The sequence below is a fragment of the Paenibacillus sp. MMS18-CY102 genome (assembly GCF_009789195.1).
Lineage (GTDB): Bacteria > Bacillota > Bacilli > Paenibacillales > Paenibacillaceae > Paenibacillus_T.
The window spans coordinates 125453-143151 of the sequence record NZ_WSTC01000001.1; the positions used below are offsets into that span (position 1 = coordinate 125453).

The 17699-nt window shown below is 51.3% G+C and carries 22 protein-coding genes; 5 read left to right on the plus strand and 17 right to left on the minus strand.

The genetic code is table 11. The features are described 5' to 3' along the window. Nucleotides 1-17: 17 nt before the first annotated feature. The 5 genes from GON22_RS00620 to GON22_RS00640 form a co-directional block, all read right to left on the minus strand. Nucleotides 18-1004, minus strand: a complete 987-nt coding sequence (locus GON22_RS00620) for a beta-ketoacyl-ACP synthase 3 (protein WP_160394376.1) — start codon at nt 1002-1004, stop codon at nt 18-20. A gap of 11 nt (nt 1005-1015) precedes the next feature. Further along, a complete protein-coding gene (plsX, locus tag GON22_RS00625) occupies nt 1016-2005 on the minus strand; it encodes a phosphate acyltransferase PlsX (RefSeq protein WP_160394194.1) in 990 nt (329 codons plus the stop codon). Beyond that, a complete protein-coding gene (gene fapR, locus GON22_RS00630; RefSeq protein WP_202113029.1) occupies nt 1989-2585 on the minus strand; it encodes a transcription factor FapR in 597 nt (198 codons plus the stop codon). The genes plsX and fapR overlap by 17 nt, the downstream gene beginning before the upstream one ends. A 255-nt stretch (nt 2586-2840) precedes the next feature. After that, nucleotides 2841-3014, minus strand: a complete 174-nt coding sequence (gene rpmF, locus GON22_RS00635) for a 50S ribosomal protein L32 (protein ID WP_021880971.1) — start codon at nt 3012-3014, stop codon at nt 2841-2843. 46 nt (nt 3015-3060) lie between these two features. Continuing rightward, complete coding sequence (locus GON22_RS00640; protein ID WP_160394196.1) at nt 3061-3582, minus strand: YceD family protein; 522 nt, start codon at nt 3580-3582, stop codon at nt 3061-3063. A gap of 113 nt (nt 3583-3695) precedes the next feature. On the opposite strand from GON22_RS00640, the gene GON22_RS00645 reads away from it, so the two are divergent. Both GON22_RS00645 and GON22_RS00650 read left to right on the plus strand, forming a co-directional pair. Further along, a complete protein-coding gene (locus GON22_RS00645) occupies nt 3696-4937 on the plus strand; it encodes a nucleotidyltransferase (protein ID WP_160394197.1) in 1242 nt (413 codons plus the stop codon). A gap of 151 nt (nt 4938-5088) precedes the next feature. After that, nucleotides 5089-6333 (plus strand): nucleoside recognition domain-containing protein, encoded by a 1245-nt coding sequence (locus tag GON22_RS00650; protein ID WP_160394198.1) that lies wholly within the window; start codon nt 5089-5091, stop codon nt 6331-6333. Nucleotides 6334-6362: 29 nt separating this feature from the next. Here the strand turns inward: GON22_RS00650 and coaD are convergent, their stop codons facing one another. From coaD to pruA, 3 genes are all read right to left on the minus strand, one after another. Next, nucleotides 6363-6866: a pantetheine-phosphate adenylyltransferase gene (coaD, locus tag GON22_RS00655; RefSeq protein ID WP_160394199.1), complete on the minus strand. Its 504-nt coding sequence runs from the start codon at nt 6864-6866 to the stop codon at nt 6363-6365. Then, a complete protein-coding gene (gene rsmD, locus GON22_RS00660; protein WP_160394200.1) occupies nt 6853-7458 on the minus strand; it encodes a 16S rRNA (guanine(966)-N(2))-methyltransferase RsmD in 606 nt (201 codons plus the stop codon). The genes coaD and rsmD overlap by 14 nt, the downstream gene beginning before the upstream one ends. 181 nt (nt 7459-7639) lie before the next feature. After that, nucleotides 7640-9187 carry an L-glutamate gamma-semialdehyde dehydrogenase gene (gene pruA, locus GON22_RS00665; protein ID WP_160394201.1) on the minus strand — a complete coding sequence of 516 codons (1548 nt, stop codon included), beginning with the start codon at nt 9185-9187 and terminating at the stop codon, nt 7640-7642. 154 nt (nt 9188-9341) lie between these two features. Between pruA and GON22_RS00670 the strand changes: the two genes are divergently transcribed. Then, the gene (locus GON22_RS00670) at nt 9342-10274 is read left to right on the plus strand and encodes a proline dehydrogenase family protein (protein WP_160394202.1); all 933 of its coding nucleotides are present in this window, start codon (nt 9342-9344) and stop codon (nt 10272-10274) included. Between the two features lie 57 nt (nt 10275-10331). Continuing rightward, complete coding sequence (gene rocF / locus GON22_RS00675; RefSeq protein WP_160394203.1) at nt 10332-11255, plus strand: arginase; 924 nt, start codon at nt 10332-10334, stop codon at nt 11253-11255. Between the two features lie 47 nt (nt 11256-11302). Here rocF and GON22_RS00680 read toward each other — a convergent pair whose 3' ends face one another. The 4 genes from GON22_RS00680 to GON22_RS00695 form a co-directional block, all read right to left on the minus strand. After that, entirely contained in the window at nt 11303-11989 is a 687-nt protein-coding gene (locus GON22_RS00680; RefSeq protein WP_160394204.1) for an LrgB family protein, read from the minus strand. Further along, a complete protein-coding gene (locus GON22_RS00685) occupies nt 11967-12383 on the minus strand; it encodes a CidA/LrgA family protein (RefSeq protein WP_160394205.1) in 417 nt (138 codons plus the stop codon). Before GON22_RS00685 ends, GON22_RS00680 begins: the two co-directional genes overlap by 23 nt. Before the next feature lie 421 nt (nt 12384-12804). Further along, the gene (locus GON22_RS00690; protein ID WP_160394206.1) at nt 12805-13071 is read right to left on the minus strand and encodes a hypothetical protein; all 267 of its coding nucleotides are present in this window, start codon (nt 13069-13071) and stop codon (nt 12805-12807) included. Nucleotides 13072-13141: 70 nt separating this feature from the next. Next, nucleotides 13142-13348 (minus strand): helix-turn-helix domain-containing protein, encoded by a 207-nt coding sequence (locus GON22_RS00695; RefSeq protein ID WP_202113008.1) that lies wholly within the window; start codon nt 13346-13348, stop codon nt 13142-13144. 613 nt (nt 13349-13961) lie between these two features. On the opposite strand from GON22_RS00695, the gene GON22_RS00700 reads away from it, so the two are divergent. Then, on the plus strand, nt 13962-14501 hold the full coding sequence (locus GON22_RS00700; RefSeq protein WP_160394208.1) for a hypothetical protein: 540 nt from the start codon (nt 13962-13964) through the stop codon (nt 14499-14501). Nucleotides 14502-14544: 43 nt separating this feature from the next. On the opposite strand, the gene GON22_RS00705 is transcribed toward GON22_RS00700, so the two are convergent. Genes GON22_RS00705 through GON22_RS00720 form a run of 5 tightly spaced genes read right to left on the minus strand, consistent with a single transcriptional unit; the run spans nt 14545 to nt 17689 of the window. Then, nucleotides 14545-15216, minus strand: coding sequence for a M15 family metallopeptidase (locus GON22_RS00705; RefSeq protein ID WP_237178915.1), 672 nt, complete (start codon nt 15214-15216; stop codon nt 14545-14547). Beyond that, the gene (locus GON22_RS00710; RefSeq protein ID WP_237178917.1) at nt 15188-15658 is read right to left on the minus strand and encodes a phage holin family protein; all 471 of its coding nucleotides are present in this window, start codon (nt 15656-15658) and stop codon (nt 15188-15190) included. The genes GON22_RS00705 and GON22_RS00710 overlap by 29 nt, the downstream gene beginning before the upstream one ends. Nucleotides 15659-15693: 35 nt before the next feature. Further along, entirely contained in the window at nt 15694-15840 is a 147-nt protein-coding gene (locus tag GON22_RS25635; protein ID WP_202113009.1) for a hypothetical protein, read from the minus strand. Further along, the gene (locus GON22_RS00715) at nt 15840-16220 is read right to left on the minus strand and encodes a hypothetical protein (protein WP_160394210.1); all 381 of its coding nucleotides are present in this window, start codon (nt 16218-16220) and stop codon (nt 15840-15842) included. The genes GON22_RS25635 and GON22_RS00715 overlap by 1 nt, the downstream gene beginning before the upstream one ends. 14 nt (nt 16221-16234) lie before the next feature. Then, nucleotides 16235-17689 carry a hypothetical protein gene (locus tag GON22_RS00720; RefSeq protein WP_160394211.1) on the minus strand — a complete coding sequence of 485 codons (1455 nt, stop codon included), beginning with the start codon at nt 17687-17689 and terminating at the stop codon, nt 16235-16237. Between the last annotated feature and the right edge of the window lie 10 nt (nt 17690-17699).

A 17699-nucleotide genomic window follows, 5' to 3' on the forward strand; every position in this document is an offset into this window, starting at 1 on the left:
GTCCCTGCGGGACCTTCTTACCAATTCAATACGGTTGCGCCCCATGTTAAGCCGCCGCCAAAGCCGACAAGCACGACTGTATCGCCTTCAGCCATTCGCCCTTGCTCTGCAGCTTCTGCTAATGCCACCGGAATGGAGGCCGCAGACATGTTGCCATATTTATCAAGATTAATCATGCATTTGTCTTCAGGCATTTCGAGCCTGTTCATTGCCGAATTAATAATCCGGATATTCGCTTGATGGGGAACGAGCAAGTCGATGTCGCTCTTGTCCATTCCTGCTTTACGAAGCGCATCCTCAGCAGCTCCGCCCATAATGCGAACCGCAAACTTAAATACGTCATTGCCTGCCATATGAATATAATGATGTTTGCCTTCTACTGTATCCGATGACGATGGCATGCGCGAACCGCCCCCGCTTACTTTAAGCAATTCACCGCCACTGCCATCTGCGCCAAGTTCAAACGACTTAAAGCCGCGCCCCTCAGCTACTTGGCCGAGCACGACCGCACCGGCTCCATCCCCAAACAGGATGCAAGTGTTGCGATCTGTATAATCCGTAATGCGCGACAAACATTCTGCCCCAACAACCAGAGCATGCTTATACATGCCTGTTGCAATCATGCTCGAAGCTGTTGCCAGCCCGTAGATGAACCCTGAGCATGCAGCCGATAGGTCAAATGCTGCCGCCTTTGACGCCCCTAGTTTATCCTGCAGCAAGCACGCTGTAGAAGGGAAGAACATATCTGGCGTAATCGTTGCGACAACGATAAGATCGATATCCTCTGCTGTCAGCCCTGCTGCACGAATCGCCTCTTGCGAAGCGAGAAGCGCAAGATCCGATGTTGCTTGTTCCGGCGCTGCCATACGGCGTTCCCGAATGCCGGTGCGAGTGACGATCCACTCATCATTCGTTTCCACCATTTGCTCCAGCTCAGCGTTCGTCAACACGCGCTCCGGCACATATTTGCCTGTACCAATAATACCGACCGATTGCGTACCCACTAATGCTTCACTCACTTCCTGCTAATTTCGTCCGCCATGCTCGCCGTAACATTGCTAATCAACGCATTGCGCGTTTGGCGAATTGCATTTCTTATTGCCAATGCATCAGAGGAGCCGTGGCCTTTCACAACTAATCCGTTTACCCCAAGCAGCAATGCCCCTCCGTGCTCCTTGTAGTCCATTGTTTTTCTGAAATTGCGTAGGCCCGGCATCATAATCGCGCCCGCCAACTTCGTTAACAAGGAACGGTTAAACTCTTCTTTGAGCGTCTTCATAATGGAACTTGCGGTTCCTTCTATGGCCTTAAGCATAATATTGCCCGCAAATCCGTCGCATACTAGGACATCGCAGTTATGGTCCAGCACATCCCGTGATTCGACGTTCCCAATGAAGTTCAACGAAGATGCTTCTAACAGGTCGTAGGCCGCTTTCGTTAACTCATTGCCTTTGCGTTCCTCTGTCCCTACATTAAGCAGGCCGACGCGAGGATTGGTTAAACCGTCTACCTTGCTTCTATAGATGCTGCCCAGCTGTGCATATTGAACCAATTGCTCAGGCTTTGCATCCATATTGGCCCCAAGATCAAGCGCCATCACATTGACACCGTTTTTCGTTGGAATCAATTGCGCTAGCGCTGGCCTCTCGATTCCTTCCATTCGGCCCACTACAAGCAAGCCAGTCGTCATCAGCGCGCCAGTGTTGCCTGCCGATATCATCGCATCGGCTTGCCCTTCCCGAACGAGCTGGCCTGCAACGACCATGGAAGAACGCTTCTTGCGGCGTACTGCCTTCACCGGCTCTTCATCCGGGCCGATAACCTCTTCCGCATGCTCGATCCTCACGTTCGAAGGCATGCTTCCTTGAAGCAGCGGTTCAATAACAGCCGAATCCCCAACAAGTATCACTTGGATATCGGTCCACTGTGCCGCTGCATCGAGTGCGCCTTTTACGATAAGATTCGGGGCATGGTCGCCGCCCATTGCGTCAATGGCGATCCGCACGTTCAATTCCTCCCTCACTAACGTAATCCCCCGCAGATCGATAGATGACGAAATTGCCTTGAAACACCATCTCTTCCCCTACGTAAGTGAACACTTCTACCTTAGCCTTGCTCTTCTCGCCAGAAATCGACCGAACGTAGGCTTTGGCTATACATTTCTCTCCAAGCTTCACCGAACGGATAAATCGGATGTCAGCTGTTGCCGTTAGCGCGATTTCATCATCGATGACCGCTACGGCCAATGAGTTCGCTTGTGCGAAAACATGATGCCCCCTCGCGATTCCCGTTCTAGAGAAAACGTGCTCATGTGCAATCTCAAAAAGCGAAATGCCGCTCTTATCGAGCTGCAGGTCAACGATATCTCCAATGACTTCATGCAGCGGCAGTGACCGAACCGAATCGTAGGACCGTTCTGCCATAAGTTTCAGCCTTTCCCGGAGCTCCGGGATGCCAAGCTCCAGCCGGTCAAGCCGGATGGTCTGAATGCTGACTTTCAACAACCGAGTCAGCTCTCTATCCGTCATGAACGGATTTTCTTCGATGAGCTTCGACAATTGCTGGTGCCGCTGACGTTTCGGCAATCGTTCGATGGCCGGCACCACCTTTGCTTCATATTTTCTATATCAATTGTATGAGCTGCTATTATAACCTGGTACTAAACCAGTATATAAAAAATGACGCCGCGAAGCAACGCCGAGCCGGTCATAGCATGACCGTCGGCCTTCGCGCGCGCCGTCATATAAGGATGGCTGCAGCAAAGTGCAGCGTGCCCGGGGTCCCATTGAAAAAAATAGCACTTCATCGCGAGATGAAGTACTATAAGCGGGAAACCGGCCTTATTGCGAGATAACTTCTTTCGTTTTGTAGTATCCGCACACTTTGCATACGTGGTGAGCAAGTTTCAACTCTCCGCATTGCTCGCATTTAACCATACCTGGCACCGCCAGTTTGAAATGCGTACGACGTTTGTCGCGGCGCGTTTTGGAAGTTCTACGTTGTGGTACTGCCATGTTTCCCACCTCCTTCACAGAATTACCGGCCATCTAATGTGGCACGTTATTGGTTGTCGTCAATGAACAAATCCTTAAGTGCAGCTAGACGTGGATCAATCTTCCCACGGCTGCAGCCGCATTCTCGTTCATTCAAGTTTTGTCCGCATTCGGAACAAAGTCCCTTGCAGTCATCTGTGCACATCGGCACAAACGGCAGCTCGAGAAGCCACAAATCTTCGACGTACGGCTTTAAGTCCAGCACATCGCCAACAACTTCGATGATGTCTTCATCAGACTCCTCGTCATCAGGCGATAAGACTGTAACTTGCTTGAACTGTTCATGAAATGGCACGTCCACCTTAACCGCAGCCGCGTTCAAACAACGGGAGCAAGCCATCTCAAGTTCAGATTCCAAACGGCCGTCGACATGGATAATGCCTTCTTCAGCGGATACGTTCAGCTCCACTCGTACAGGTTCTGTTGAGAGCACATCTTTACGACCTTTCAACAGATTGCTGAAATCCAATGTTTCATGGATCGGAGCGAGCTTTCCTTTGGTCAATGCTTCTTGAATACGAAACTGCATGAGATCACCCCAAACAAACAAAGATTATTATATCGGCCGCATGATGGTTTTGTCAACTTTTTCAGCACATGATATGATGGTTGAAATGAGATTTAGAGCATTGGAGGACCGCCATGCGCACGGTCGGAATCGTCGTGGAATACAATCCTTTTCATAATGGACATCTATATCATGTGCAGCAATCGCGTAAAATAACGGGTGCAGGCGCGGTCGTCGCCGTCATGAGCGGCCATTTTCTGCAGCGGGGAGAGCCTGCCTTGCTCGATAAATGGGCTCGCACCGAGATGGCGCTACAAGGCGGCTGCGACCTCGTTCTGGAGCTGCCTGTCGCTTATTCTACGCAGTCAGCCGAATGGTTCGCGCGAGGCGCAGTAGCAACGCTCGATGCGACAGGGGCCGTCGACTCCTTATGCTTTGGCAGCGAATCAGGCGAGATCGCACCGTTTCGTGCTGCGGCGCGCGCGCTTCGCGAGGAACCGCAGCAGTTCCGGGATCGCCTCAACGAACGTCTGGCAGAAGGCCTCCCTTACCCAGCCGCATATGAGCTTGCGTTGGCCGCCCATCTCGCCGAGTCAGGCGAAACTTCATTAGCTATTGCACAACCCAACAACTCTCTGGGCCTGCATTATTCGCTCGCGCTAGAGCGTTTAAACAGCCACATTGAATCTTACACGATCACGAGAGAAAAGTCAGGATACAACGATCAAACCCCGTCGGATGAAGCGATTGCCAGCGCAACAGCCATTCGCAAAATGCTAATGGAATCCGAAACGCTTGATGCCGCAAAAGCATTTGTGCCGCCTTCTACGCTCCACATTATGGAGAGAGAACGGGCAGCTGGCCGCAAAGCGGTAGACTGGCGAAACTTTGAGACAACATTGCTTCATTCGATAGTGACAAAGTCAGCTGGCGAAATTGGCACGATGCATGAAATGACGGAAGGATTGGAGCATCGGCTGCTCAACGCCATTGCCCAATTGCCAGACCTGCGCTTCGAATCTCTTCTCGCATCCTTAAAGACGAAACGGTACACGCGGACGAAGCTCCAACGTGCACTGCTAGCTTTATTGCTTGGCCATACCAAAACAGCGTTATCGCCTGCTAGCCTCGAAGACGGTCCTGGCTATATCCGAGTGCTTGGCTTCACGCCTGCCGGGCAAGCGCTGCTGAAGCGTATGCGCCATGCCGCCAAATGGCCCGTACTGGCAAGCGTAGCACAGGCAACGAAAAGCGCACCATTCCTCACACTCGATATTCGAGCGACATCCGCGTATGCGCTTGGACGCAATCCTAGTGCAACGCCTCGTGAACTGCTTCGCGATTATTACGAACCGCCGATCCGCATCGGATTCTAACCAAGCCCTGGCCGCGTTAATATACGCTGGCCTCGGCTTTTTTGTTATGCAGGCATTTGCATTGGTTTCAAGGTCTATCGCTATTGCCCCAAGCGTACAATGTAACGACTGCCCGTCCCTGGGGCAATTCGCATAGAAAGGGGCTTAGACAATGGCGCGCACAATTATTCTCGCCTTCATCTCCCTATTGCTTGTCGCTGCTGTAGTTCGCCAGCCGGACGCGACGTTTCAAGCCTCGCTGCAAGGCCTTACCTTATGGTGGACGATCATCTTCCCCGGCTTAATGCCGTTTCTCGTGCTCGCTGATATTATGGCCATCTTCGGCGTTACAGCCTTTTTCGGCAGCTTATTAGAGCCGATCATGCGGCTCTTGTTTCGTTTGCCCGGCGCTGCTGGCATCGCCATCGCAACTGGCTGGTCAAGCGGCTATTCAGCAGGTTCGGACGCTGCTGCTGCATTAAGGCGCAAAGGCATCGTTACAAAGCGAGAAGGCCAGTGGCTGCTAGCCATGGCCCATATGCCCAATCCATTGCTCATGCTCGTTGTCGTGAGCGCTGGATTTCTGAAGCAACCTTCGCTTGGCATCGCCGTCGCCTTAGCCGTATGGGCAAGCCTGCCTTTTATGGCTGTCGCCACTTCCTTGTTGTCAGCACTGCGCTCGGCCTCAGACGATGACGCTAGCTACGACGAGTATCCGCTTGATCCGCAATCGGGCTCAAAACGGCCATTCAGCCGAACTGGCTTTTTAGCTAACGCAGCGTCAGCCATGCGCGAAGCACGTGCCTTAGATGGACGGTCCTTCGGCAAGGCACTAGGGGATGCCACGCTTGCTGCGGTTTACAAACTGATGGCGATAGGCGGTATCGTCATTATCAGCGCTGTTCTTGTACGGTTGCTCACGCCGGCATGGCAACTCATTACGGCCTATCTCCCATTCCCCAATTGGCTGCTGCCAGCCCTTCTGGAGAGCCATATCGGCGCTTACGCAGCAGCCACCTGGCCCGCTCCCGATGGAAACGCAGCATGGACGGTGGCAGCGGTAGCAGCTTCACTGGCATGGAGCGGCCTTGGATCTATCGTGCAAGTCGGCGCAGCAATTGCTGGCACCGACCTTAAGCTGTGGCCCTTCATCGGCGCCCGGCTTCTCCATGCATGCTGCGCGGGCGCTTTCGGGCTGCTGCTGCTGCGTCCCGTTCAATCGATTATGACGGCAGCAACCGATGACGGCGCCATCCCTGTGCTAGCTGGAACGACGGCAAACGGGGCGGTCCGGCTAGCTGACCTCCCGTCTCTTTGGAACTATGTGCCGCTTTCTGTTGCAGGGTTTTCCATCTTGCTAATCGCTGGCGCCTTGTTCTCGCTAGCGATCCGCCATCGCTCGCTCATTCGGCGTTAGGCTAGCTGAACGTCCCTCGCCGCGCTGGATTAAGCTTTCCCCTTAGCCGCTAACCGTTCTTGAACGACTGGCGGAACGAGCTCGGAAACATCCCCGTTGAAACGGGCGATTTCTTTGACAATGCTTGAGCTCAGATAGGAGAATTTAGGATTAGTCATCATGAATATCGTCTCAATCTCATCATCCAGCAAGTGGTTGGTTGAAGCCATCTGCAGCTCATACTCAAAATCAGATACGGAACGGATGCCGCGGACGATCGTCCCTGCCTGGCGCGACTTCATGAAGCGCACGAGCAGGTCACGGAAGCTATCAATTTTGACGTTAGGAATATCGCGCGTTACTTCTTCCAGCAATTCTTTTCGTTCCTCTATAGTAAACATCGGGTTTTTGCTTGTATTGTTCAGTACGGCCACGATTAGGGTTTCATACTGTTTGGCTGCCCGTTGTATAATGTCGAGATGCCCGAGCGTTACAGGGTCAAAACTGCCGGGATATACCGCAACTCGGTTATTTACGCCTTCATGATTGGCCATCTTGTGTTCCTCCACCTTCGCTGTCATTAGTACTCTCTTCCGGCTGGTAATCGTAGATGGTTACAGCCGTTTCGCCGTATTTGGCGTACTTTCTCTGCTCGAACCCCCCGAACTGCTCCGGGTAACGATGTGTTGCATCATGCTCAATGACGACCGTTGCCCCTGCCTCAAGCAATCCATGGCCGGCCATCTCGCCCAGCAGCTCATCCATGTTCGTCATGCGGTAAGGCGGATCTAGAAACACGAGCCGGAATGGCTGTGCCCGCTTCGCCAGCGCTTTCACCGCACGCTCCGCATCGTTTCGATAAATTTCTGCTTTTCCCGCAAGGTTTGCAGCCCCTACGTTCTGGCGTACGATATCGATGCTAATCTTCTCCCGATCAACGAAAATCGCTTTATCGGCACCTCGGCTCAACGCCTCAATCCCGAGCCCGCCCGTACCTGCAAACAAATCGAGCGCTAGGCCTCCATCAAAATAAGGCCCAATCATGCTAAAAATCGCTTCCTTCACCTTGTCGGTAGTCGGCCGCGTATTCATGCCGGGCACCGCTTTGAGCGGTCGCCCTTTGGCCGATCCGGCAATGACTCTCACTTTACGTTGCCTCCTTAAGGCTTCTCCATAATTAGCAAGCTTGCGCGGTGCTTGTCACACGATGGCAATGCTTGCCGCTTCTCGTATCGTACCACACTTTTCCGCAACTTTTAAAGCATCTGCCAGGATCGCAAAAAGCCGATCGGCATGGCTGCCGGCCGGCTATGGGAATGATGCGGCGTTACATTTTTTCCGAGACAACCTTCCCCTGCATGAACTGGAGCAAATAATCCGGCCCGCCCGCCTTCGAGTCTGTGCCAGACAGATTAAAGCCGCCGAATGGATGAACGCCTACGAGTGCGCCTGTACACTTCCGGTTGAAATAGAGATTGCCGACATGAAACATATCGCGTGCAAGCTCCAACCGTTCACGCCGGTTCGAATAGACGGCTCCAGTCAAACCATAGGGCGTATCGTTCGCAATCGTTAGTGCATGGCCGAAATCGTCTGCCCGAATACACGCTAGAACTGGCCCGAATATTTCGTCCTGCGCGACGGACGCATGGCTTTCCACATCAGCGATAATAGTCGGTTCCACGAAATACCCTGCGCTGTCGTCCATCCCGCCTCCGACGAGCAGCCGCCCCTCCCGTTTCCCTGCTGCCACATACTGCCTGATTTTATTATAGGCTGCCCGGTCAATAACCGGCCCGACATCCGTCCCATACTGTGAAGGGTCGCCAATAATAAGTTGCCGCGTGAGCGCAGCTACCCGTTCGGTTACTTCCTCATACACGTCAGCATGAATAATTGCACGCGAGCATGCTGAGCATTTTTGCCCCGCGTAACCGAAAGCAGACTGTACGATCCCTTGCGCCGCCGCTACAAGATCAGCATCGCGATCGACGACAATCGCATCCTTGCCGCCAAGCTCTGCGATCACCCGCTTAATCCAGCGCTGCCCCTGCTGCAGCCGAGCGGCACGCTCGACGATCCGCAGCCCTACCTCCATCGAACCCGTGAAGCTGACGAACCGCGTAAGCGGATGGTCGATTAGCGTATCGCCAATTTCACCGCCTGATCCTGGCACGAATTGAACGACATCCTCTGGCAACCCCGCTTCATGCAGCAGACGGACGAACTGGGCTGCAACGACAGGAGTCGCAGAAGCCGGCTTAAGGACGGCCGTGTTGCCGGCAACGACAGCTGCTGCTGTCATGCCTGCCATAATCGCTAACGGAAAGTTCCACGGCGGGATAATTACGCCCACTCCGAGCGGAACGTAAGTCCATTCGTTATCTTCGCCTGCGATACGGACTAGCGGCTGCGGCACGCAGAGCCGTTCAGCCTCTCGCCCGTAATAATCTAGAAAATCGATGGCTTCCGCCGTATCTGCATCGGCCTCGACCCATGTTTTGCCTGCTTCTGCAACGAGCCATGCGGAAAATTCATGTTTTCGGAGCCGTAGCAAAGCTGCAGCTTTGTATAAGGTCCGGGCGCGCGCAGACGGCAAGACGCGCTTCCAGCGCTCGAACGCAGCCGCTGCTACGTCAATTGCCTCGACTGCCCGTTTGCGGTCCGCTTGTGCGACGAGCCCCACCGTTTCGCCGTGCCGAGCAGGATTGACGGATGGCTTCATCGACTCGGATGTAATCGTTCGCCCTCCAATCAGCAGCGGATAAGCATTGCCATACTGCCGCTTAATATCCGACAGCGCCGCTTCTAGCGCACGGCGGTTGTCCACAACGCTAAAGTCAGTCATCGGCTCGTTGCTAAATGGCCCCATCATCGAATGCCGCCCCCTATTCGCGAGTTGCCGCCCGTCCCTTTGGTATGACGGCACTTGTTCCTGTCTATATATAAGCAAACGGCATATAAAACATGACAGCTTGCTTACAAATCTGTAAAGCAGCGAACTGGCAGGAAGAGAGGGGCGTGCGGGAGTGGATATCGGCATTCGAGTGTTCCGTTCCATCATCCTCGGACTGGCCGGCAACCGCGCAGCGGCTGCCTTGTCACGCAAATACGGGATGAAGCTCGGCGCTTCACGTTTCGTCGCGGGGCAAACACGTGAGGAAGCTTTATCGAAGGCACTCCAATTAAATGAACAAAAGCTATGCGTAACCATGGACCATCTCGGGGAAGGCGTACGGACAGAAGCGGAAGCGGACGGTTATCAGGCAGAGTATCTTGCCCTTATTCAAGCTATAAAGGAGCGTGGCGTTAAGGGGAATGTTTCGCTTAAGCCGACTCAGATGGGCCTAGCCTTGAATGGCGAACATGCTTATGCACGTATCCGTTCGATCGTCGATGCAGCGGCGGGCTGCAACATGTTCGTCCGTCTCGATATGGAAGACAGCCCATACACGGATCGAACGCTCTCAATGATTAAGCGGCTGCATGGCGAAGGGCTTCGGAATGCCGGTCCCGTTATTCAAGCTTACTTGCGCCGCAGCGAGCATGATCTTCGCTCCTTATCAAGCGCCCGCATTAACGTTCGCCTTGTGAAAGGAGCTTATAAAGAACCAGCCCGGTTAGCTTTTCCAGAAAGAAGCGATGTGGATGCTAATTTTAAGCGGCTAATTCGGGCTAGGCTGGACAGTGGTGTCTATACAGCCGTTGCTACCCATGATGAAGCAATTATCGACTGGGTGAAAACGTATGTGAAGCGGCGCGGCATTCTGAGGTCGGCATTCGAGTTCCAAATGTTATATGGCATCCGCACACCGCTTCAGCTATCGCTTGCAGAGCAAGGCTATACCGTCAGAAGCTACGTGCCTTATGGCACGATGTGGTACCCGTATTTTGTCAGGCGGCTAGCTGAGCGCCCAGCGAATGTCGGCTTCATCGTCCGCAGCCTGTTAAAACGCAACTAACCGCGCCCAAGCACAACAAGCATGTATACGCCCATCTACTGACCGGAGGTGCTCGCCGTGTCGTTGTACAGCTCTCCTCAGCCCAACCAGCCAATTGCCGTCATACCTGTCCCATTCGATTGGGGCGCTAGCCGCCGCGGTGCTGCTGAAGGCCCGCAAGCGATCATTTTATCTGGCTTAGAGCGCAAGCTGCAGCAGCTTGGCTTCCCCTGCACCATTGAATCCTCCCGTTACTTGCCGGATGTGCTTGCTGACAATCGCAGTTCATCTAATATGCGCCACTGGGGCAAAACGTTATCGGCCGTCGAGGCGCTCGCCGTCAAAACGGCTCAAGTTGTCGCTGCCGGCCATTTTCCGCTCATGCTCGGCGGCGACCATAGCATCGCCATTGGTTCGGTTGCAGGCGTGTCCCAAGGACGCCAGCGGTTAGGTATCCTATGGATTGATGCGCATGGCGATTTGAACACGCCAGATACAACGCCATCTGGCAATATTCATGGCATGTCGCTCGCCTGCTGCCTTGGGCATGGCGATAGCCGGTTCGTCGCTGTTGGCGGTTTCCAGCCTAAAATCGAGCCTGACCGCACCGTTCTCGTTGGCGCCCGACAGCTTGATCCTGGTGAAAGGGACCTCATCCGTTCCCTTGGCATCACATGCTTCACCATGCATGATATCGACCGATTCGGCATGGCGAACGTCATGGATAAAGCAATCCGCATCGTGTCCGACGGCACGGACGGTGTCCACTTAAGCTTTGACATCGATTCCGTTGACCCAGGAGAAGCACCTGGCACAGGCACGAGAGTACGAGGAGGCTTCCAGTACCGGGAGGCTCATCTCGCCATGGAGATGCTCGCCGAGGCTTCGATTATTACGTCCGCCGACATCGTCGAGGTGAACCCGCTATTAGATAACGGATACCGAACAGCGAGGCTCGCCGTTGAGCTTATTGCTTCGCTGTTTGGGGAACGTATTTTGTAAACCTTCTGTAAACAGGCTACTCCCTACGCAGCCCTGCCAGCTTGTGTTCAGAATAACCACGACAACGGCAGCGCAAGCATCGACGTCACGATTGCGGTTAGCGCCATTGCGAACCCACTTATTCCGCCCTGCTGCTCGGAATCCGCCAACAATCGCGCCGTGCCAATGCCATGCGATGCCGTGCCTACCCCTGCTCCAATCGCCGCATCCTGCCGGAAACCACAGCTGCGCAGCACCCACGGCCCTGCTACACTGCCGAACAATCCCGTCAAAACCGTGAGCACAGCGGCAAGCTCCGGCTTGCCGCCAATCATGCGTGCCACTTCGATCGCAACCGGGGATGTGGCTGATTTGGGCAGCGCCGTTAGCAGCAACGTATGCGAAGCTCCCGTCCACATGAAGATCAGGCCATTAATCAACAGGCCGCTAACGCTGCCGACGAGCGTTCCGATTGCGACGGGAATTAGCTGCTTACGGAACCGTAGCATCTGTTTGTATAAAGGAACAGCTAGAGCGACGGTCGCAGGCCCAAGGAAAAAGGTAATAACCGCGCCGCCTTTGTTATAGCTTTCGTATGGGATGCGGAACAGCAGCAGAATGCCGATAAGTGCAATCGAGGTAACGAGCAGCGGGTGCGCCCAGCTCTTTTTCCCCTTAAGCCAAATCGCACAGCCATATAGCCCGATCGTTAGCGACACGCCGAATACCGGATTATTGAGAAATGCCGTGTTCATCCCGCACCTCCTTTTGCCCTGCGTACCGCGATTGTTTTGACTGTACTGGGACTTCAGTTTGTGTCGTTGCTGATAGCAATCGAACCGCAACCGCTGTTATTAGCATAGTAGCTATCGTACCGATTACGACGCTGAGCACAACCGATAGCCACGCTTCCCCTAGCTGATTAGCGAATACCGTAATCCCCGCGATGAGCGGCGCAAAAAACAGCATCATATGCTTCGTGAAAAACGTGGCCGTTTCCTCTACCCACTCCAGCTTGATCAGTTTCATAAGCAGCCCGGTCAATAGCAGCAGCATCCCCAGTACGTTAGATGGCAGCGGAACACCCGCCCACTCGTGGAGCAGCAAGCCTGCCCCGTTAAACACCAATAAAACAATTAAACCTCGCATTAGCGGCACCTCAATCTGGATGTATCGTAAACATTTATTTGGAAAGGCATGTATATTCAATCCAATGTTGGCAATCCTATGATTATCGGCGTCGAGAGATGCCGTAGACAACCGCGGAGAAGACTTACGTTTCCCCATAAGCTCTTCGTCCGGTTTCTCCTCTCCCATGAAAGAGCGTCCCGAAAGGGGCGCTCGATTTTTTTATATTCAAATATCGAAAAAAGCCCGTAAACAAAAGGAAAATCAAACTTTTCTTGAATGAGAGAATCAAGCTTTCAGAAAATCGAATCCACCAATTGTCCACCAAATTATATCGCTCATCTATATTCAACTAACATAAACATTTTAAATATTAACGTATTAATTACACAAGACGGAAAAAGAGACCTATCCATTTTCATTCTGGACGGTCTCTTTTTCCTTATCCAGTCCAATCATAAACCTGCGATTGAGTCGGTTTAGGTGCATGTTGCTTTTCTTCCGCCCTAATAACTGTCACACGTTCACGTTTATCGGCAGAAGCCCAGAGAATCATATTCTGGTCTGCCAGACTCCGTAAGGCTTTCACAACCTCATGCTGCTCTCTCTGTGCGAATCGAGAGATCGTTTTAATTTCAATGCTTCCCTCACCATTACGAAACTGGTTATACAAGATTCGTAAAATTTTGCGTTCAGTATCATTTAACACAAACTCACCACCTCGAAAAGAACATATGTTCCTATTATAAGGTTTAGTGATTTATTTTACTATATAGATTTCAGCTTGTCTCGATCACCTCATAGAGGTCTTCGATGGACAACCCTAATGCTCTTGAAATTCGAAATAAATGCTCGTCCTTATGCTGAGTGCTTTTATCGAACCTCGAAACAGCAGCTTGCGGTATACCCGCCTGCTCCGCTAACACTGTTTGTGTCATATTCCGTTCTGATAATATTTTGCTTAGTCGTGGTCTGACAGTTATCATATTAATCACTCTCCTTAAATTAAATATACATTAATCAATAATTATTAGTCAAATAAACATTGACTATACACTATTGTATAATGTATAATAAGGATATAGAAAGGAGGTGAACGAGATGCCGCAGAAGAAAAAGAAGAAGCCTGCAAATGATCGAGCAACAACCGTCGCGCTGGTGACAGCCATCATCAGCTTGACGAACTCGATCATTACCCTCATCGTCACACTGGCCCGCTAAAGCCGACCCGAAACCAACGGTCCCGAGAGGGACCTTGGCTAGGGGATGATGAACTACAAGGGAGACTTCTTCTTTTTCAAATATACCATAAAGGAGCTGGTGAAATGAAGACATCAGGCAAACTGATTACGGCGCTTGTTATTAGCTCTGTCGCTTTAGCGATCTCCATTACAGCTTTGATTATAACTTTAATTAGATAGCCCAAAAAAAGCCTGCATAGTTTAAATACTAATTGGTCGTACTGGTGCTAATCAAAAATAGCCCCACCAGCCCATGAGCTGGTGGGGCTATTTTGCATCCTCATATTCCACTTACATCCTTTTCAATGTACAATGCAATAGAATCAATCTGCTACTATAAGGGGAAAGAGGAATTACAATGAAAAAAATATTATTTCTAAGTTTAATGTTAGGAGTTGTTATTTCAGGATGCACCGTGGAAAAGTCGAAACCTGCCACTGAAGACACGTCGAAGGAAAGTAATAAACAAATTGCCGAATCAAAGACCACAGCTCCAGAAAGCAAAGTTGATTGGGCTGCTCAAATAAAAGAGGTTAGTGGCGCAACCGATCTAACTGAAACTGAAAAGGCTGACAAAATTGAAGGATTAGCTAGGAAGTATACCAAAACTGTTTCCGAAACTGAATTAAACGAATTCCAGACGTATGTAGTCAATGAATACAAAAGTAAAGCTTACCTGACTGATATTAAGAATGACGAATATATGCTAACAAATATTTTTAAAGCCGTGGTCATTGAGAAACATTATGATGATTCTGAGCAGTTGCCCATTGATAAATTTGCATTTGATTTCTACCAGAATTCAAAGTATACGTACCGTGGCGCAGATACAGTAGATAGTGATTCGGTTAAATCTAATGAAAAACAAATGAATAAAGCACTGGAACAAATTAAATGAAAAAAAGCCCCGCCAGCAAATGCCAGCGGGGCTTCTTCACGTACTATTTTTGCACCGGCTGCCCGGACGCTTTACGTAGCTCATTAGCTAGCCGATGGGCTTCATCTGCCCCTTGTTTGTCTCCACGCTTTTTTGCAGCTGCATACGCTGCTTGTTCTAGCTCGATGTACTTATCGGCATCCACTTTCCTCATGATATATAAATCCTCCTTGTTAATGATAGCTAGAGCAACCGCCTGCGCAGCCTGTGAAGGCTTTTTGCCCCCACGATATTCAGCAGTAGACAGTCCAAATGTCATCTCGAAATGCGGATAGTCCTTAAAGCTCGTCCAGTCACCGCCCCACGAAAATCCCAAGCGCTTGGCAATATCGGTTACCTCCATCCAATCCGCGCGCCTATCCCCGTCGCCATCACGGGTCATGTCCCATGAGACGCTACGGCCATCCGGCATCAACAACGCGAAATCGATCGCCACGCCGAAATTGTGATTGCTATAACCACCTCGTGCATTGGTTACGATTTGACCGGACTTGGTGCGCCCCTGCGCATATAAAGCATCTTGCTCCACAACAGTACGTAGCCCCTGTGTAATAACGATTGGCACGCCTGCCTGATACGCTAACTCGATCAATCGCACTGTTGCCTGTTGGACGACCGGATGCAGTCCGATAAGCCGAGCAGACGATTTATTTTTTACCTGATCCAATGTTAGCATCTGTATCCCCTCCCAACTGCTCTAGCTTGTCTTTAATCGCGGCAGGCAACGGCACGCCCAGCACACCAAGGTTTTCGACGACCGACAGCCCTTCCCGCGCTACATAAAAGTAAATAGCCGCTGTACGGAAGATAGGAGCGCCAGATTGAATCCATTCGTCCATCAGCGTCGCCAACCCAACTACGACCAGTACAACGACCTTACGAATGCCTCCCCAATACATAACCTCGCTATTCACTGTTCGCCGCTTGACTGCTCCCAGTACACCCGAAACGTAATCAATCACCATTAAGGCCAACAGTAGTTGCAGCGACTTATCCCATCCTCCTAGCAAATCGCTGATGACGATACCAGCCGCTGCTACTGCTCCGCCGATGGCTGTTTCCTTTCCAGTGGTTCCTACCGCTGCTGTATAAATTGTAGATGCATATTCTTTAATCATTGCTACGTCTCCCTTCAAAATAAAACAGCTCCGCATTATGCGGAGCCGCTTGTAATTAAATCAGTCCTGTTATTATCGACCAGATATGCATCCACGCCAGGCATAAGGTCAGGTCGCTTCGTTGCAACATAGTCGTACTTGTATGCCCCATCAATGATGCGCTGGGCCAAATATGCCGCCATTAGAGCGCACCTCCCAAAATTAGTTCGTCGAGCGCAGCCTGCATTAAAGCTTGTTTTTGCTTTAAATCTGCTAATTGCTCCGTCAACGGCTGCTGATAGGTGGGCTGCTGCTCAATGTTGTCAGGTTCGGAATGTACAAACTCCAACGTGCCAGTCTCCGTATTAATCCGATAGCCACCGCACTCTGCAAAATCCTGCCCATACTGCCCGTATTCAAGTTCCAACACTCCGACCGTATCTGGTACGCGCTCAGCCAACGCGGCGTACATCTCGAAGTCCTGCTCCTGTGTTGTAGTTACAACGCTACCTGAACGCTCGCCTGTATCGACGATTACGTTGCCGGTCGCCAACTCGTAATAAATCTTTCTGCCTATTTGCAAAGCGTGTCTCCTCCCTATGCGATCTCAGCGAATGCGTACCAACGAACGTTAGCGACTTTATTGCCTGTCCAATCATTTGTGTAAGCCTTAACCGTAAAGCCATTATTCCCTAGCGTAAAGCCACTAGTCTGATTTGTTGTAAACGACATTGCGCTGCTATTGACGTAATAATAAAAGTTTACAAGAGTGTTGCTGTAATTTTTCCCGACTGAAAACTCGCCGGCAAATCCAGTCCCATTGCTATCAAGGACATAGCCCAAAATGTATTTAGGTGCAAAACTTAGCCCACCCACCGTCAGGTTACCATTGCTGTCGGTCGTACCCGTACCTGACGCGGCCCCGCTCCCGGCCGGTTTCCATCCACTTCCGTCGTGATATTCGAGTTTTCCAGCGTTTATTCGGGTATATGCCTGCTGAATTCCCATGACATAAAGATAACCATTTTTTATATGGAAATGACTGTTTTCCAAGTCCAGTGTACTTCCAGGCATACCTGCGATTGTTATGCCGCCGTCGCCTCGAAAAGAAAGACGCTGTTGGTCTGTCGCATCCGTCCGGCGTAATATATCAACATCGGCGTTAACCCACCCTGTACCTGCAACTACTCTGCGCAACCTAGCGATGAACCCAGATACATTACCATTGACCGATCCTGTCTCTCTCCTCAATTCCACAGTATCCCCAACAGTAGAGCCTAGTGTCGCTGTAGACTGTGAGGTTACAATTCCCGTAAATGAGGGGGAGGCTTTTGGAGCGTATTGAGTATGCGGATCATCCGATGAATTGTGGTTACCCGCATGCCATAAATCACGCCAAACAGGAGTAAATGCTGCATCCGCTGTTGTTGCAATGCGCCCAGTATCGAAGTATTGAAACTGACCGCCCATCGTCATACGCATGCCCATTGCCCCCATGGTTGGATGTGTATTGGCATACTTATAGATGCCCCCATCGACAATATACGCATTCATAGCATAGAGCGTAACACCCGCGGTATTTGCAGATATCTCGACCCAGTCTCCAATGGTTAACTCCTTGCTATCCACCGCCTTAATATGCAATCTGCCACTCATGCTATCGCCATCACGCTTTACGGCGTTTTCCAGCGTCGTACGTGGTGTATCGTACCAGTTTGCCTTGCCTGTAATCGCCTTAAATCGGTTCGCAAACCACGACAGCCACTGCGTCAATTTGCCAGTAAGTCCCGTTGGCACCAAAGTAGGATTGACTGTACGATCACCAATTCGATCATCACTCACCGCATCCATACCCGTCATGGCAGTATGCAGTTCTTCGATGGCTCCAGCAGCCGTCTTCGATGCTGTTGGCACCGTTGACATATCTCCGACGTCCGCTTGCCTTGCGGCATTAGCATCGATAATTTCAAGGTTTTCACGATACGCCGCTCGCGTAACGTTCTCATTTCCTAACGGTTTTTTCAAACCCAAACGGGATGTTGTTTCTGGCACTCGTTTCAGC

Excerpts from the sequence above, each read along its gene's own strand:
- rpmF (WP_021880971.1), bottom strand. The coding sequence starts at position 3,014 with ATGGCAGTACCACAACGTAGAACTTCCAAAACGCGCCGCGACAAACGT.
- GON22_RS00640 (WP_160394196.1), bottom strand. The coding sequence starts at position 3,582 with ATGCAGTTTCGTATTCAAGAAGCATTGACCAAAGGAAAGCTCGCTCCG.
- GON22_RS00645 (WP_160394197.1), top strand. The coding sequence starts at position 3,696 with ATGCGCACGGTCGGAATCGTCGTGGAATACAATCCTTTTCATAATGGA.
- GON22_RS00650 (WP_160394198.1), top strand. The coding sequence starts at position 5,089 with ATGGCGCGCACAATTATTCTCGCCTTCATCTCCCTATTGCTTGTCGCT.
- coaD (WP_160394199.1), bottom strand. The coding sequence starts at position 6,866 with ATGGCCAATCATGAAGGCGTAAATAACCGAGTTGCGGTATATCCCGGC.
- pruA (WP_160394201.1), bottom strand. The coding sequence starts at position 9,187 with ATGATGGGGCCATTTAGCAACGAGCCGATGACTGACTTTAGCGTTGTG.
- GON22_RS00680 (WP_160394204.1), bottom strand. The coding sequence starts at position 11,989 with ATGAACACGGCATTTCTCAATAATCCGGTATTCGGCGTGTCGCTAACG.
- GON22_RS00685 (WP_160394205.1), bottom strand. The coding sequence starts at position 12,383 with ATGCGAGGTTTAATTGTTTTATTGGTGTTTAACGGGGCAGGCTTGCTG.
- GON22_RS00695 (WP_202113008.1), bottom strand. The coding sequence starts at position 13,348 with ATGATAACTGTCAGACCACGACTAAGCAAAATATTATCAGAACGGAAT.
- GON22_RS00700 (WP_160394208.1), top strand. The coding sequence starts at position 13,962 with ATGAAAAAAATATTATTTCTAAGTTTAATGTTAGGAGTTGTTATTTCA.
- GON22_RS00705 (WP_237178915.1), bottom strand. The coding sequence starts at position 15,216 with ATGCTAACATTGGATCAGGTAAAAAATAAATCGTCTGCTCGGCTTATC.
- GON22_RS00710 (WP_237178917.1), bottom strand. The coding sequence starts at position 15,658 with ATGATTAAAGAATATGCATCTACAATTTATACAGCAGCGGTAGGAACC.
- GON22_RS25635 (WP_202113009.1), bottom strand. The coding sequence starts at position 15,840 with ATGGCGGCATATTTGGCCCAGCGCATCATTGATGGGGCATACAAGTAC.